Raw genomic sequence first — 15,303 nt, 5'->3', positions numbered from 1 at the left:
CAAACTGTAATGGTTATCGGCGGAGGCACGGCCACCGATTGCCCGGCGGCCACGCTCGAAGCTCACTCGATCACTTTGTTGGCTATCAATGTGCAACAGCTATTGCGAGTTCGGGATGTCCAGCACGCGCGGCACAATCGTAGGCATCGACGGCAAATACAAACACCGGCGGTAATGCATTCGATGCCCCGAAATCCACGAGGTCATCGGTTTCCGGAAAAGCCATGTCATCCGGGCGCGCAAACAGCGCGCGCAGTGCGGATTCATGTCGCCCCGCAAAACCAAGATCCGCGAGCGCTTCGGCCTCAATGGCGAGTAACAGCCGCCAGGTCAAGGGCACGCCTTGCACGATATAGCGCGCGGCTATGTCGCGCGTGATTCGTTCAAGGTCGCGCACCACGCGTGCAAATTCAGGGGTGTCCATACGATCTTCGTCGAAGTCCATTGCTGTCTCCTCCATTCATGCCATTGCGCCAAGGTGTGTACTGTACAAACATACAGTAGTTATCGCAATGTTCCTCTAGCGTCGCGCTGAGCGCCGCGCGCGTATGTGCGATTCCGCCTACGCGGGAATCAGACGTGCGCGGCTGTTCTGCTGCCGTGGAAACCGCCATTCTGGAATCGGTTCAGGGTGCTTCCCTGACATGGCGCCGCGACTCCCACGAACCGGGACTCGCGCTTCAATATGAAAGGAGATCGAGATGAACAAAGATCAGAAGGACGGCGTGGCGAATCAAGTCAAGGGCAAAGTCAACGAGGCCGTTGGCAAGGTAACGGGCAACAAGGCCCGGGAAACCAAGGGCGATATGCAGCAGGCAGCCGGCAAGGTGCAAAAAGGCGTTGGTGACGCGCGCGAGGACGTAAAGGATGCGTTCAAGAAGCATTGAACGTGTGACTGGTTGCGGGGATTAGCGGGTAATCCGGCGCAATAGGCGTTTCGTTCAAAACGATTGGCCGTTCCAATGCGAGTTGGAACGGCCTTTTGCACTTACTTCGTAACCGTGAACGGTTCGTATGCTCCGCTTGACTGTTTATAGACAAGCGTTTTGTAGGAAATGCTTGTTGGCTTTTGGGTTGTCCGGCCAGATTTGAACGGTCATCCAGCCTCTTATATGAACCCGGTGCGAAGCTTAATTTTTGCGCGCTCGGCGGTTTGAAAACAAAGCCCTTGCCCGCTGCGGGTTCCGCGCCTGGACGGCGGGCTGCCGGGAAACTTTATGCGCATCAAGTTCCGGGCACGGGTGCCAGGCCCTGAGTTAAGTCGATGATGTGGTTCGGATCACGCTAACCGCCGACGACGCACTTCCGCATCTCATTTGCCGGCACTCAGAGATGTCGAACTGAGCGAAGTACAAGTTAACAACGACGTGTGTCGGTCCTCGATCAAACCGAGCGAAACCAGAAGGATTAGCTAGAAATTAAACCCACTGCCGGTTTGTGTCCTCAAGAACTCGTTCCCCAATTTCACACAAATGCACATGACGTTCATGTAAAGTTCCGCTCGAACTTTATATAAAAAGGCGTGGTCGGCGAGACTGCGACGGCGAAACGTACAGGTTTGAGCCGAATGAAAACGTCAGCGACTGTCTCAAAAAATATCCATGTTCCGCTCATGCTGGCGGCCCTGATGGCATTGGGAGTGACATCCAAGGTTTCGGCCGCCGAAATTTGCAGCGACGGCTTATGGGCGGACGCGATGATCGGTTCGTATCATGTCCATCCCAAAAAACACTTTGATCAATTCAACCCTGGCATTGGCGTTGAATGCTGGGTTTCTCCGCAGTGGGCACTGACAGGCGGTTATTTTCGTAACTCACTTACCGCACCTTCGTTCTATGGTGGCGGTGTCTGGGCGCCGGAATTTGCGCATTGGGGTTACGTCCGGCTGGCTGCAATGGGCGGTTTGATATCGGGATACGACTATGGCAAATGGGGCATAGGCCACGGTCACAAACTGGGTCCGGTCCTCGCGCCGGTCATCATGGCGGAGTACGGCCGTATTGGCGCGAACATCATTCTGATTCCGCCCATCCCCTCCAGCGATCTGCCCTTCACGCTAGGATTTCAGCTACGAGTCCGATTTTGGTGACATCTCGCCACGGACATTGAGACGCTGGTTCTCGCGCCGCTCGGGTTCGCGCGGGTGATGTCGAACCGTAGACAATATCGAGTGCTCTGTCTGAAGCACTTCAATTGTCTACAGGCCCGGCACTCATAAGGTCCGCGGACCTGTCCCTGTCGACCCTCATTGCTCTGCATATTCAAATTCCCGGTCTGCTACGGAGTCCAGATTAAACCTGCGCGCAAAACGGGGCTCGCCGGAGCGATTGATGGGCCCCAGACCGGCTCCCGTATCAGCTCACCTTGGTACTGGTTACATTCAGGGACTTCGTGCCCGAAGACGGCCTGATAGAAGCGCCGCACTGACGTCATCAGTCTTCATCGGTGAGTGTTTTCGGGAGCCGGAGCCGGGCTTGGAATCCCTGAATGGGACGTCCCGAACCGAAGCCGATCCAGGACATCCGCATCCCGGCAATCCTTATCTTATCTTTTCAATCCTTTCCAACGCTCTGTCATAAACCGTCTGTATTCTCAGCGCCATCGTTTAGGTGTACCGCATCAATGGGTACGTGCCGAGCGTATCCGTTCATTCCGATCCCTTCAGAGAAAGTCATGCAAACGTCGAAACTTCGACTCTGCGCGCTCATAGTCGCGTCGATACTTCCCGGACTGTTGCTGTCCGCCTGCGGTAGTTCGGATTCTCCCAGTCAATCGGCGTGCGGTGGTGCATCCGTATCGGCCAAGATGAGCTGTCCGCCGGCTGCCACGCCTGCTTCGTCATCCTGAACGTTCTGAAAACTGCGTCCATTGTTTGTTGAAACGGCTGCTCGCCGCCCTCGAGGCTCGCGAGCGGCCAATCACTCCCCATAGAACATAAAAAAGGTAAGCGCATGGTCACGAAGAGCCGCCGCGATTTTCTGAAAATTTCTGCCAGCCTGGCTGGTGCCGGCGCTGCCGCGTCGCTCTTTCCGGACTCGATCCGCAAGGCGCTGGCGATTGAGCCGAATTCAGTTACTGGCACGATCAACGACGTAGAGCATATTGTCGTGTTCATGCAGGAAAATCGTTCGTTCGATCATTACCTTGGACACCTGAGCGGCGTGCGAGGGTACAACGACCGCTTCCCCGTGACGCTTCCAAATGGGTTGCCGGTATGGTTCCAGCCGCGTCAGGAGAATCAGGCTCAGACCATCACACCATTCCGTTACGACACGACGAACCCCGCCGTCAACGCGCAATGTATTGGCGGGCTGCCGCATACCTGGGCTACTACGCATGGCGCGATCGACAACGGCCGCGCCGACAAATGGGCGGTGCAGAAGACCGACATGACGATGGGTTATCACGTGCGTGCGGACATCCCGTTTCACTACGCGCTTGCTGATGCGTTCACCGTCTGCGATCACTATTTCTGTTCGATTCCCGGCAACACGCATCCGAACCGCATGTACCTGATGACCGGCATGGTCGACCCGACCGGAGCAGGCGGCGGTCCGCTGCTCGACAACACCGACTATGTCGATAACCAGTTCGACACCCTCCAGATGGCGCCTTTCAACTGGACGACCTATCCGGAGCGTCTGGAAGCGGCAGGCATTTCTTGGCAGATCTACCAGCAGGGAACGAGCTTCGATAACTACAGCGGCAACTACGGCACCAACGTGCTGGCGAACTTTCAGAACTACGTGAATGCGCCGGCCGGTTCAGCGCTGAACACGAAGGCGATGGTCGCGCGCACGCTTACGCAACTCAAGGCCGACGTGGTTGCTAACGCGTTGCCGCAGGTCTCCTGGCTGCTGCCGCCCGCCGCCTACTCCGAGCATCCGAAATTTACGCCGCTCTACGGCGCGGAATACATCTCGATGATCCTCGACGCCCTGACCGCGAACCCCGACGTATGGAGCAAGACGGCGCTGTTCATCATGTACGACGAGAACGATGGTTTCTTCGATCACATGGTGCCCCCGCAAGCGCCCACGTTGCCGGGTTCTGGCCTGAGTACAGCGGACATTACGCTTGAACGCCATACCGTGGTGACTGCCGCGCAAGCCGGCACCTACACCGCCGACAACCTGCCTTATGGTCTCGGACCGCGCGTGCCGATGACCGTTGTCTCGCCCTGGAGCAAGGGCGGTTTTGTCTGCTCGCAAGTGTTCGATCACACGTCGGTGCTGCAATTCATCGAGAAGCGTTTTGGGGTGATCGAGACGAATCTCACGCCGTGGCGTCGCGCGATATGCGGCGACCTGACCTCGGCGTTCGATTTCTCGAAGTCCGATGCTACCGTCCCGGCACTGCCGAGCACGGCGGGATACATCGCAGCGGCCGATATGCAATGCGCGTTGCCGACCAGCCAGACCGCACCCGCGGCCACCGCGCCGCAGGTGATTGCCGCGCAGGAACCGGGCACGCGTCCGGCGCGCCCGTTGCCCTATGAACTGCATGTGAACGGCACGCTGCAGGTGCAAAGCCAGACGTACACGCTGACCTTCGCGAATACCGGCGCCGTGGGCGCGAATTTCTATGTGTACACGGCGGACCCGACGGCGATGCCCAAGCGTTATACCGTCGAAGCTGGCAAGCAGCTTTCCGATACCTGGGCTGTCGGCAGCAATGGTCAATACTCGTTGAGCGTATTCGGTCCGAACGGTTACTTCCGGCGTTTCACAGGCGCGGTTGCAGCCGATGCAGCCGTCCAACCCGAGACGGTGACGTGCTACGACGTGGCCAACGGCAATGTTTATCTGACGCTCAGCAATCAGGGCACCGTGCCGGTAGTCTTCACGGTCACCGATCTTGCCTACGGCCAGCCGCCGCGATCAATCACGGTGCCCGCCGTCAAGACCGCGGAGGATCGCTGGGACCTATCGTGCAGCAGTAACTGGTACGACCTGCAGGTGACCATGCCTTCCAACCCGGCATTCCAGCGCCGCCTGGCAGGACACGTTGAAACCGGGCGCGCGGGCACGAGCGATCCTGCTGCTACGGCGCCGGTTACGAAACCTGTCTGAATCTGACGAGTACCAACGGCGGAACGCGCCGGCTTGCACCGGTGCGTTAAACCGATCACCTCACGTCTTTAGCGCGTCTTGCGCGCGATCTCATCGTCTACTATTATGGACGATATGAAATCATCAATAGACGATACAGGACCTCGCCTGGCTCGCCGTATCCGGCTGGAGCGAAGCGTGCGTGGATGGTCATTGGCGGATCTGGCTGAGTCCTCAGGCGTCGCCAAGGCCACGATCAGCAAGATTGAACGCGAGGAGATAAGCCCCACCGCGGTCACGCTGGTGCGACTGGCTGGTGCCTTCGACTTGACGCTCGCGGGACTTCTGGTGAGGGCCGAAGGCAATGGGGACCGTTTGTCACGGGCAGGCGATCAACCGCTCTGGCGTGATCCCAAGACCGGCTATCTCCGGAGGCAGGTATTCAACAATCCGGACCACCCGGTGGAGATCGTTCAGGTTGATCTGCCAGCAGGACGAGAAGTGGTGTTGCCCCCCTCGTCTTACGCGCATATCCGTCAGGTTGTATGGGTGCTGGTGGGTGATCTCGTGATTGTGGAGGGCGGCGAACGGCACGATCTGGGAGCAGGCGATTGCCTGGGATTCGGTCCGCCCTCGGAGGTGACCCTGGCTAACGAAACCACTTCAACGTGTACCTACCTTGTCGTTCTCGCCCGGACCTAGCCGTGATGTCAAAAATCGAAATCAACGAACTTTGTGCTTCGCCGGCGATCCTCGAGATGCTCAGCGATCTATTGATCGGGACGGTCGCCAACGGCGGTTCGGTCAGCTTCATGCATCCGCTGAAGCCTGATGCGGCTCAAGCGTTCTGGTCCACGGCGCTGGCGGCCGCGACTCGCGGCGAACGAATTGTTCTGGGGGCCTGGGACGGTGACAGACTGGTCGGAACCGTCACCCTGTTGCTCGACTGCCCACCCAACCAGCCGCACCGGGCGGAAATCGCAAAACTGATGACCTGTCCCAGCCATCGCCGGCGAGGTGTGGCAGCGTCGCTGATGCGCGCAGCCGAGGAACTGGCCGTAAAGCGTGGACGCATGCTGCTGGTCCTGGATACCGCTACCGACGGCGGAGCATCGACGTTTTATGAGCGTCTCGGATTCAATCTCGCGGGAGAGATACCCGATTACGCGCTCAAGCCGCATGGAGGGCTGACCGGGACCAGAATCTATTGGAAGCGCGTTGGATTGGGCATGCAGACCGGATCCAAGGGCGAAGTGTTTATATTCAACGGTGAAGTCGAGTTTTAATTCGGATTGCAGATGATTTTTGCGACGGGGCCAAACTCTCCTCGGAACCTGCTCGCCGCTGCCATCTTGCGACCTTGCTGAAAGACAGCGGCGGCGATCAGGCGGCTAGCCTGCTGTCTCCTCACGGTTTGATGTTTCCTTGCTCTATCCGGCTATGCACCTCGCGCGTGAGCGCTTCAATACGTTCGCTCATTTGCTTGGTGATCTCGGTCAATTTGGTATTTTGCTCGAGCAGGGCTACGAGCTGATCGGTCTGTCGTGCCGCTTGCAACTGGCGTTGCTCATTCGCCGAGGCCAGGTCTTCGCGATGCCGCGCATCAGCGTCGGCATTGACCTTGTCGCGATCCGCTTGCCGCGTTTGTGCAAGCAGGATCAACGGCGCGGCGTAAGCGGCCTGAAGACTGAAAGCGAGGTTGAGAAGAATGAAAGGATAAACGTCGAACTTCGTCAGTCCCGCGACGTTGATGCCAATCCATGCGGCGACAATAATTGTTTGTCCGACCAGGAATGTTGGTGTTCCGAAAAAACGCGCAAAACGCTCGGCCTTCAGTGCGAACCAGTCGTCACCGAATACCGACGAAAGGTGTGTGTATGGAAGATGAAAACGAAAGTGGTGATGCTCGTCTTTATGCTGCTCGCGGGGCGGAATAGGGCTGTTCATGTTTCGCTGTCTCCGTTGCGATGAATGGAACTGCGTGTCGATGTTATACACAGTCGGCGCATGCGTTGCAGCGATGAAAAACAGCGGCTGGATAAAATAACGCCAGACGAAAAGGCCGTTTGCTATCCGGAGTCGTCGCGGGGATGATACGAGAGGCTTGGCCGAGCGGCGTAGTGAGTTTGTCGCGGCGCTAAGCCTATAGGTGAGATTATTCGGGAGGGTTGCGCGCTGGCTGAATATGGGCCAGAAAGCGGGTCAGGAAGCGGCGAATCCACCCATACTTTTGCTGGATTCGCCTTGGACCCGCGCCGGAAAACCGTACGTTGCTAAGTACAGCGTATGGAAGAAGCCGCTGGCATCGTGAAAGGAAAAATCAGCCCTGAGCGTTGCCAATTTCAAAATGAAATTCGGCAATCCCGTCGACACCGCCAGCGACTTTATCGCCGGGTTTCAACGCTCCTACACCCGCGGGCGTGCCGGTAAAAATCAGATCGCCGGGCTTGATGACAACCGCTTGTGAAACCTGGCTGATGATGTCCGCAACCGGCCAGATCATATCGCCGAGATCACCCGTTTGACGTGTTTCACCATTCACCGATAACCAGATACGGCCGTTGCCTGGATGACCGATGTCCGCCGTACGACGGATGGGTGTTACCGGCGCGGATTCGTCGAAACTCTTGGCCCAGTCCCACGGACGGCTCATCTTCTTTGCCACCGCTTGCAGGTCGCGACGCGTGAGGTCAACGCCCACGCAGTAGCCGAATACGTACGACAACGCGTTTTGCGGGTCGATCTGCCGACCCTCCTGGCCGATGGCAATGACCATCTCTATCTCGTGGTGCAGATCCTCGGTGAGCATCGGGTAGGCCAGTGTTCCCGTTGCGGGCACGACGGCGTCGGCGGGTTTCGTAAAGAAGAACGGCGGCTCGCGGTCGGGATTGGCGCCCATCTCGCGCGCATGATCCGCGTAGTTGCGCCCTACGCAAAAGACACGGCGCACCGGAAAGGCAGCGCTCGATCCGGTGACGGGCACAGTAACGGTCTGAGGGGCGGGGAAGACGTATTCGGTCATATCGGCGAACTCGAAGGTGGAGGTTGTTTGGCGCGGACCACCGCGACACCCGCAAACGATATGCTTCGAGCAACGCTCCGTGCAGGACAAATCCGCCCTGCGCCTTGGATTAAATTGCCCTATCCTGGGTCGCACCTTCCAAAGGCTGCGCAAGAGCCGATAGCTCGAATTGCAACGCCCGGTATTCCGTAGGCGACGTCCCCACGGATTGCCGAAAGCGTCGGGTGAAATAAGCCTCGTCGCGAAAGCCGACCACGAACGCGATGTCCTTCACGCGGCGTGTATCGTCGGCAAGCAACGCCTTTGCCCGGCTGATCCTTTGATCCGTCACCCATTGCACAAAGGTCCTGCCGGTTTCTTTTTTCATCAGGCGGGCCACATAGCCGGGCGTCAACGCTGCTGCTTGCGCCGCGGACCCCAATGAAAGCGTGTCGTCTTCCAGGTTCGCCAGAACATGACGCATCACTTTGCTGATGGAGTCGCGACGGCTGACCGCGCGCTCGCCGAGTGCGGCCAGCCGCATAAGCGGGTCCGCATACCGCGCGCAGACCAGCCCGATCAATTGCAGGAGATAGCCTCGCAGCCGGCTGGTCGCGCCGAAGCCGCGCGCGCTGTCTATCTCCATCATCAGATGAACGATACGTTCGACTTCCGCGAGATCGGACCCGTTCAGCGTGAAATCCGTTTCGTCCTGAAAGCGGAAGGGCGCCAGCTCCGGAAACCGGACGATGGGAATACTGCCGAGGTCGATCCGGCCATCGACTGCATCGACATCCAGGCCGAGGAAGTCCAGCGCAAAGTTGATCACGATGAACCGCGAGTGTTCAGGGTGCGGAATCATGTGAAGCCGGTGCGGTGCGATGAACGCAACTGCACCGGTCGGGAACGCACGCGTGACATCGCCGATCTGCTGCTTCGTGTCGCCCCCCAGGTTGATCTGGATCTGGAAGTAATCGTGCTTGTGCGGTTCCGTGATCGCCGAGCGCAAAGTCTGGTCACGAATGTAGAAGTCGAGCCGATCGCTGCGCTCCGGCATCGCATAGGTGCGAGACGTGCGTTTCGGGAATGCGTTCACTGGCATGAACTCCTGATCGGGTTATGCGTGAAGGCCGGCAGTTCATGACGGACTGCCGCAATCATGAGTAAGCAATACGTTTGGATCATCGCAAGAAAAATCACGGTGTTTTGTCCTGGCCAGTGCATCGGCGTCGGGTATGCAAGACACGCAAGAAACGCAGGAAGCGCAGGAAACAAGCGTCAAGCATACCGCTTCGCCCAAAGACCTGCCGTGAGCCAGCAGACAGCGCGATGATTGGAAATACATGACGGATCAAAAGCCACATGGGCAGTAGGGTGGAAAATACGAATGTCCGGCAAGCGGTAACATCGTTGTGACGTCCGAAGCCTGGGCGTTGATCCGTCCGGCGTGATCGAGCGCAACAACATGGCGGCCGCGTTACCCGGACACCCCCTGCTGGGCATTCGCATGGCCCACGTCACTGACACATAAGCGTTCTATGACCTCTGTTCTTCTACTCGAAAATATCCACGACACCGCTGTTGCGCGTTTCAGCGAAGCGAAACTGGAGGTCGAGCGCCGCGCGGGTGCGCTCGCCGGCGGGGATTTAATGAGTGCGCTCCAGGCGCATAACCTGGTCGGGATTCGCTCGGCAACCCATCTCCGGCGCGAGGAGATCGATGCCGCGCGTCATCTGCTCGCCATCGGTTGTTTCTGCATCGGAACATCGCAGGTCGATCTGAAGGCAGCAGCAAACGTAGGAATCCCTGTTTTCAACGCGCCGTTTTCGAATACGCGCTCGGTCGCTGAACTGGTGATCGCCGAAGCTATCCTGCTGTTGCGCCGCGTGCCGGAGAAGAGCGTGCTGGCGCACGCCGGAACGTGGGCCAAGGGCGCAAGCGGATCGTTCGAGACGCGTGGCAAGACCATTGCGATCGTAGGGTATGGAAATATCGGCTCGCAGGTCGGCGTGCTTGCGGAAGCCATGGGCATGCGGGTCGTGTATTACGACGTGCAGGCGCGGCTCTCGCTGGGTTCCGCCCGTGCAGCGCAATCGCTGGCCGACGCGGTTTCCCATGCCGACGTGGTGACGCTTCACGTACCCGCCACGGCGCAGACGAAGCGCATGATAGACGCGGCAACGCTGGCTTGTTTCAAAACCGGCGCAATCCTGATCAATGCCTCGCGTGGTTCGGTCGTCGATATTGACGCCCTCGCGCAAGCGCTGCAGGCAAAGCGGCTGGGGGGAGCCGCTATCGATGTATTCCCGGAAGAGCCCAAGACCAATGCCGACGTCTTCAAGAGCGTGCTTCAGCATTTGCCGAATGTGATCTTGACGCCGCATGTGGGAGGCAGCACGGAGGAAGCGCAGGAGAACATCGGAACCGAAGTCGCAACGAAGCTCATTTCGTTTTTGACGACCGGCGACACCGTGGGATCGGTCAATTTTCCGCATGTCAATCCGGGTCCGCTGGACGCACCCGCGCGTCTGCTCAACGTCCATGGCAACGCGCCGGGCGCGCTCGCGACGCTCAATACGCGGCTTGCGGGGGAGGGCGCCAACATCGTGGCCCAGCATCTGCAGACACAGGGTGAGACCGGCTATGTGGTGACGGACCTCGATAGAACGCCGTCCAGCGAGTTGATACAGGCACTGGCCAGGGAGCCTGGCTTTATCCGAACCCGCCTGCTGGTGAAATAGCCCGGGGTCACGCATGGGCCCGGCCTTCCGCGGAGCATTAATGGCCGGTCCGCGGCGAGTGCAATATCAATACGAACGCGAGAATGACCGCGCTTGGTCCAGCCGATAAGCGTCGGGCTACTTGGCTTATTGCTCAGCTTGAGAGGACCCTCATTCAAATCTGGAAATGAAAACCGCCGAAGTCCCGCCCTGGTGCGCAATAGAGGACGAACCGCTCACCTCGGCGAGCGGTTCGGAACGCCCTGACTGACAACCGTCAGATGGCCTTGCCGGTTGCCGGCCCGCTATCGGCGGACTTCACGCGGTCCTCGGCGCCGTGACGCAACCGCAGGCTGCATAGCGCGGCAATAAATAATGCTCCTGCAAGGGTCACCAGGCCGTTCATGGGGTTCCCGGTCGACTGCTCGATCATTCCCATGACCGTGGGTCCCACGAAGCCTCCCAGCAAGCCGCATGAGTTGACCAGCGCAAGGCCTCCGGCCAGTGCCGGACCGTTGAAGCGCGACGACGGAAACGTGAAGATGATCGACTGCACGACAAAAAACATGAACGCCGACAGACATACGCCGAGCAGTCCGATGACCGGTGTCGAATACGCGGCGATCACGAGGCCGGCCGCCATCACGATCAACCCGCCGGTCAGGATCTGCCGGCTGCGTGAAGACGTGCTGGCAAAGCGCGGCAGCGTCGCGGCGCCAATAGCCGCGGCGATCCACGGCAAGGCTGTCAGCACGCCGATAACGAACGGCGAAAAATGCCCCGATGCACCAATGATGCCGGGCAAAAAGAAGATGGTCGTGTAGATGGTGAGTTGATGGCAGAAGTACACGAAGATTGCGAGCCACACCTGTTTGTCGGCTATCACGCTGCGCAGCGAGTGGCTGCCGCGGCCGCCGCTGGCCTGGCTTTCGCGTTCAGCCGCGAGCCGGCGTTCGAGCCCGTCGGCCTGTTCCTTCGACAACCATTGTGCCGACGCAGGTCCGTCCGGCAGCACCTTCCACACGACGAACGCCAGCACCACGGCAGGCAGTCCTTCGATCACGAACAGCCATTGCCAGCCGTGCCAGCCAAGCAGGCCGTCGAGTTCGAGCAACGCACCGCCAAGCGGTCCGCCCACGATGTTGGCCAGACAGACGCCAAGCAGGAAATAACCTGTGGCGCGTGCTCGTTCCTCACGATTGAACCAGTAGGTGAGGTACAGCATCACGCCGGGAAACAAGCCGGCTTCGGCGGCGCCGAGCAGCAGGCGCAGCACGTAGAACGATGTTTCTCCACGGACGAACGCCATCGCAACGGAGAGCAGGCCCCAGGTGATCATGATCCGCGTGATCCAGAGGCGGGCGCCTACCCGATGCATGATCAGGTTGCTGGGGATTTCAAGGAGCGCATACGAAAGGAAAAACAAACCTGCGCCGAGCCCGTAGGCGGCAGCGGACAGACCCAGGTCCACGCTCATGGAATGCTTGGCGAGCGCAATATTCGTACGGTCGAGAAAGCTGATCACATAGACGATGACAAGCAGCGGCATCAGCTTGCGGATCATCAACTGCGTGACGGCCGCGTGCGCGAGTGGGGTGGCGGCCTGCGGTTTTGCTTGAGGTCTTGACATGGGAAACTCCGATCAGGATCGACGGGACGCCGGGCGTCCGGGGAACAAGCGCTGCGCGCCTGGCGTGCATGGGGCATGCACATCCGGACCGCGCTCAGGTGGCCGCTTGCCGTTGATGTGTTTTCCTTCGATCCGCATCGTCGTTGTCTCCTGCTGATTTTTTTGTTGTGAAGGGTGTAAAGCGTGCAAAGGGCCGGTGAAACCCGGCTCAGAAATTCACGTTGTCGGCGCCCTTGAGTCCGAGCATGGCGCGGGCTTCCTGCGGCGTAGCGACCTCCAGCGACAGCCCTTCAATCACCTGCCGGATCTTGCGCACCTGCGCAGCGCTCGATTCAGCCAACTGTCCCGGCCCGATCCACAGCGAATCCTCAAGGCCCACGCGAACGTTCGCGCCTTGGGCTACGCCTTGCGTTGCAAGCGGAATCTGGTTGCGGCCGGCACCGAGGATCGACCAGACGTAATCCTTGCCGAACAGCCGATCCGCGGTGCGGCGCATATGCATCAGGTCTTCCGGATGCGCGCCGATACCCCCCAGCAAGCCGAATACGCTCTGGATAAAAAACGGCGGTTTGGCGAGCTGACGTTCGACGAAATGCGCGAGGTTGTACAGATGCGAAATGTCGTAGCACTCGAACTCGAAGCGCGTGCCGTTCGCGCCGCACGAAGTCAGGATGAACTCGATGTCCTTGAACGTATTCTTGAAGACCAGGTCGCGGCTGTTGGCGAGGTGCTGGCGTTCCCAGTCGTGCTTGAGGTCCTTGAACCGGTCGAGCATGGGATACAGGCCGAAGTTCATCGAGCCCATGTTCAGCGATGCTATTTCCGGCTTGAAATGATGGGCGGGACGAAGCCGTTCTTCCACGCTCATGTGCGGACTGCCGCCGCTGGTCAGGTTGATGACGGCGTTGGTGTTCGCCTTGATGCGCGGCAGGAATTCCGAGAACACCGCCGGGTCCTGCGTCGGCCGGCCATCCTCCGGATCTCGAGCATGCAGATGCAGGATCGCGGCGCCGGCCTCCGCGGCGGCCAGCGCGGCATCGCCAATTTCCTGCGGCGTGACGGGCAGGTATGGGGACATTGACGGCGTATGGATGGCGCCTGTCGGCGCGCAGGTAATGATGACTTTGCGGGTTGAAGCCAAGGTGAATTCCTTTGCGAATGAGGACTGCGAATAGAACGTGATCAGGCGCGTCAGAGCACTTCGACGTTGCCGCACACGGAGATGGACTGGCCGGAGATGCCGCTGCCACCTGGCGAACACAGGAACAGGACAGTTGCCGCGATTTCCTCTTGTGTCGTCATGCGGCGCAACGAGATCTTTTCCAGGTACTTCGCTTCCATCTCGGGGTAGGACAAACCGAGCTGCTCGGCGCGCGCGGCAATGACACGCTCCATGCGGGGTCCGCGCACAATGCCCGGCTGGATGGTGTTGACGCGAATGCCGTGCGGTCCCAGTTCGATCGCGAGGCTCCGGGTGAGGCCGACCAGCGCCCATTTGGTGGCGGAATAAGGCGTGCGGAATGCATAACCAAGCCTTCCCGCCACCGAAGACATCGAGATGATCGAGCCGCCGTCCGCTGACTTGCTGAGCAGCGGCACCGCGAGGCGCGCGAAGTAGAACTGCGCATTCAGGTTGATCGCGACGGTCTGCTCCCACTGCTCCACATCCATCTCGTCGATACCGCCCGTCGGTCCCGCAATCCCCGCGTTATTGAGCAGCACATCGAGGCCGCCGAGCTTGCTTTCCACGTCGGCGAAGACGCGGGCGACAGCGGTTTTATCGGCAACGTCCGCGTGCGTGGTGGAAATGGCTTCATTGGATGGGTCTGCTCGCAGCGCGTAGAGCGCCTGTTGGCTTGCGTCGCAGACATGCACGCGCGCGCCCGTTTCGGCGAAGGCGCGGGCGATGACCAGACCGATGCCCGAACCGCCGCCGGTCACCAATACGCGCAAGCCCGAACGCGGTTGAAGCATGTTTAAAACGCTCATTACTCTTCCTCTGCAGTCGTGGTACGGGCGACGTCAGGCAGTCCGGCGTCGCGCCATTAAATTAGTGATGCTAATTATTACGTTAGCTGCCCAGCGCTCCAGGGTCGCGGGCATTCACGACGAGGACGCGCTGCCCGCGCCGTATCGTCGATAAAGCCAGCTGTGATGTGTGATCACACTTGCGAGCAAGTTTGATCACTGCCGGGAAGAATGTCAACGCAGGGGGACTTAGGGAAAACGCTGAAGGATGCCGGCCGGAAAGTCCGTGGAGGGCGTGGAGTTGCGTGCTGAGACGCGCTTTCGCCGGGCTGTTTCCATCGGTTATATTCATCAAGACGTTTGGCGCAACCGCTCAGGAACCGTTTCACGAACCGCTTCAGGCCAAGACAATGCGACCGTTCATCCAGTGCTGTGCCTGGTGTTTGCTGGCATCGGTAGCGAGCCAGCCGGCGCTTGCCGACGACCTGCGCAGCAACCGCGGAAACGATCCGTTTTTCCAGATCTCCAAAGCGATACCGCAGTGCCCGGCACCTTTGGGACCCGTGGAGACGGAGCAGGAATGGCAAAGCGAAGCGCACTACCGGATCGAACGGGGTAATAGCTGCTGGGTGGAGGGGCGCTGCAGGCTGTCCAATTCGTATCGCTACGATGCCGAGATCGCCGAAGCGGTCCAGCGCCGGCTCAGCACGATCAATATGGCCACGCATTGGCGCGAGCAATCGTCGTTATGGTTGATGCTGCAGCGCAGGTTTATCTATGTGCAAGGTTGTGTGTTGCCCGGTTTCGATAAGGATAAGTTTTTCTCCGAACTCGCGAAAACGGCGGACGTGGACAAGGTTATCGACAACACGACCACCGACCCCGAGGCGAAGCCCTTACCGTATGTACCCGAAAGCCAGGCGAGGAGATGAA

At 59.3% G+C, this 15,303-nt stretch carries 14 protein-coding genes; 7 read left to right on the top strand and 7 right to left on the bottom strand.

Going from position 1 to position 15,303, the window contains the following annotated elements:
• Positions 1-85: 85 nt before the first annotated feature.
• The gene (locus ABH944_RS25585) at positions 86-445 is read right to left on the bottom strand and encodes a DUF2471 family protein (RefSeq protein ID WP_097268892.1); all 360 of its coding nucleotides are present in this window, start codon (positions 443-445) and stop codon (positions 86-88) included.
• A 256-nt stretch (positions 446-701) separates the two neighbouring features.
• Between ABH944_RS25585 and ABH944_RS25580 the strand changes: the two genes are divergently transcribed.
• The 5 genes from ABH944_RS25580 (at position 702) to ABH944_RS25560 (ending at position 6,337) form a co-directional block, all read left to right on the top strand.
• The gene (locus ABH944_RS25580; RefSeq protein ID WP_404610081.1) at positions 702-887 is read left to right on the top strand and encodes a CsbD family protein; all 186 of its coding nucleotides are present in this window, start codon (positions 702-704) and stop codon (positions 885-887) included.
• 680 nt (positions 888-1,567) lie between these two features.
• A complete protein-coding gene (locus tag ABH944_RS25575) occupies positions 1,568-2,089 on the top strand; it encodes a hypothetical protein (RefSeq protein WP_404610082.1) in 522 nt (173 codons plus the stop codon).
• Positions 2,090-2,951: 862 nt separating this feature from the next.
• Complete coding sequence (locus ABH944_RS25570; RefSeq protein WP_404610083.1) at positions 2,952-5,072, top strand: phosphocholine-specific phospholipase C; 2,121 nt, start codon at positions 2,952-2,954, stop codon at positions 5,070-5,072.
• A 114-nt stretch (positions 5,073-5,186) separates the two neighbouring features.
• On the top strand, positions 5,187-5,753 hold the full coding sequence (locus tag ABH944_RS25565; protein ID WP_404610084.1) for a helix-turn-helix domain-containing protein: 567 nt from the start codon (positions 5,187-5,189) through the stop codon (positions 5,751-5,753).
• 5 nt (positions 5,754-5,758) lie between these two features.
• Positions 5,759-6,337 (top strand): GNAT family N-acetyltransferase, encoded by a 579-nt coding sequence (locus ABH944_RS25560; protein WP_404610085.1) that lies wholly within the window; start codon positions 5,759-5,761, stop codon positions 6,335-6,337.
• Between the two features lie 121 nt (positions 6,338-6,458).
• Here the strand turns inward: ABH944_RS25560 and ABH944_RS25555 are convergent, their stop codons facing one another.
• The 3 genes from ABH944_RS25555 to ABH944_RS25545 form a co-directional block, all read right to left on the bottom strand.
• A complete protein-coding gene (locus ABH944_RS25555) occupies positions 6,459-6,998 on the bottom strand; it encodes a DUF1003 domain-containing protein (protein ID WP_404610086.1) in 540 nt (179 codons plus the stop codon).
• A gap of 373 nt (positions 6,999-7,371) precedes the next feature.
• Entirely contained in the window at positions 7,372-8,073 is a 702-nt protein-coding gene (locus ABH944_RS25550) for a fumarylacetoacetate hydrolase family protein (protein ID WP_404610087.1), read from the bottom strand.
• Between the two features lie 109 nt (positions 8,074-8,182).
• Positions 8,183-9,154, bottom strand: a complete 972-nt coding sequence (locus ABH944_RS25545) for a helix-turn-helix transcriptional regulator (RefSeq protein WP_404610088.1) — start codon at positions 9,152-9,154, stop codon at positions 8,183-8,185.
• 418 nt (positions 9,155-9,572) lie between these two features.
• Between ABH944_RS25545 and serA the strand changes: the two genes are divergently transcribed.
• Positions 9,573-10,793 carry a phosphoglycerate dehydrogenase gene (gene serA / locus ABH944_RS25540; protein WP_062085308.1) on the top strand — a complete coding sequence of 407 codons (1,221 nt, stop codon included), beginning with the start codon at positions 9,573-9,575 and terminating at the stop codon, positions 10,791-10,793.
• Between the two features lie 256 nt (positions 10,794-11,049).
• Here the strand turns inward: serA and ABH944_RS25535 are convergent, their stop codons facing one another.
• The 3 genes from ABH944_RS25535 to ABH944_RS25525 form a co-directional block, all read right to left on the bottom strand.
• Positions 11,050-12,402, bottom strand: coding sequence for an MFS transporter (locus ABH944_RS25535; protein ID WP_404610089.1), 1,353 nt, complete (start codon positions 12,400-12,402; stop codon positions 11,050-11,052).
• A gap of 208 nt (positions 12,403-12,610) precedes the next feature.
• Positions 12,611-13,543 (bottom strand): 3,5-dioxohexanoate:acetyl-CoA acetone transferase, encoded by a 933-nt coding sequence (gene kce, locus ABH944_RS25530; protein ID WP_404610090.1) that lies wholly within the window; start codon positions 13,541-13,543, stop codon positions 12,611-12,613.
• A gap of 50 nt (positions 13,544-13,593) precedes the next feature.
• On the bottom strand, positions 13,594-14,391 hold the full coding sequence (locus ABH944_RS25525) for an SDR family oxidoreductase (RefSeq protein ID WP_404610091.1): 798 nt from the start codon (positions 14,389-14,391) through the stop codon (positions 13,594-13,596).
• Between the two features lie 389 nt (positions 14,392-14,780).
• Between ABH944_RS25525 and ABH944_RS25520 the strand changes: the two genes are divergently transcribed.
• On the top strand, positions 14,781-15,302 hold the full coding sequence (locus tag ABH944_RS25520) for a hypothetical protein (RefSeq protein ID WP_404610175.1): 522 nt from the start codon (positions 14,781-14,783) through the stop codon (positions 15,300-15,302).
• Position 15,303 lies beyond the last annotated feature (1 nt).

The sequence above is a fragment of the Caballeronia udeis genome (genome assembly GCF_044909315.1).
Lineage (GTDB): Bacteria > Pseudomonadota > Gammaproteobacteria > Burkholderiales > Burkholderiaceae > Caballeronia > Caballeronia udeis_A.
This window is presented reverse-complemented; position numbering and strand designations above follow the sequence as displayed.

Bases quoted from the DNA above. Each gene is read 5' to 3' on its own strand.
- ABH944_RS25585 (WP_097268892.1), bottom strand. From the start codon at position 445: ATGGACTTCGACGAAGATCGTATGGACACCCCTGAATTTGCACGCGTG.
- ABH944_RS25580 (WP_404610081.1), top strand. From the start codon at position 702: ATGAACAAAGATCAGAAGGACGGCGTGGCGAATCAAGTCAAGGGCAAA.
- ABH944_RS25575 (WP_404610082.1), top strand. From the start codon at position 1,568: ATGAAAACGTCAGCGACTGTCTCAAAAAATATCCATGTTCCGCTCATG.
- ABH944_RS25570 (WP_404610083.1), top strand. From the start codon at position 2,952: ATGGTCACGAAGAGCCGCCGCGATTTTCTGAAAATTTCTGCCAGCCTG.
- ABH944_RS25565 (WP_404610084.1), top strand. From the start codon at position 5,187: ATGAAATCATCAATAGACGATACAGGACCTCGCCTGGCTCGCCGTATC.
- ABH944_RS25560 (WP_404610085.1), top strand. From the start codon at position 5,759: ATGTCAAAAATCGAAATCAACGAACTTTGTGCTTCGCCGGCGATCCTC.
- ABH944_RS25555 (WP_404610086.1), bottom strand. From the start codon at position 6,998: ATGAACAGCCCTATTCCGCCCCGCGAGCAGCATAAAGACGAGCATCAC.
- ABH944_RS25550 (WP_404610087.1), bottom strand. From the start codon at position 8,073: ATGACCGAATACGTCTTCCCCGCCCCTCAGACCGTTACTGTGCCCGTC.
- ABH944_RS25545 (WP_404610088.1), bottom strand. From the start codon at position 9,154: ATGCCAGTGAACGCATTCCCGAAACGCACGTCTCGCACCTATGCGATG.
- ABH944_RS25535 (WP_404610089.1), bottom strand. From the start codon at position 12,402: ATGTCAAGACCTCAAGCAAAACCGCAGGCCGCCACCCCACTCGCGCAC.
- ABH944_RS25525 (WP_404610091.1), bottom strand. From the start codon at position 14,391: ATGAGCGTTTTAAACATGCTTCAACCGCGTTCGGGCTTGCGCGTATTG.
- ABH944_RS25520 (WP_404610175.1), top strand. From the start codon at position 14,781: ATGCGACCGTTCATCCAGTGCTGTGCCTGGTGTTTGCTGGCATCGGTA.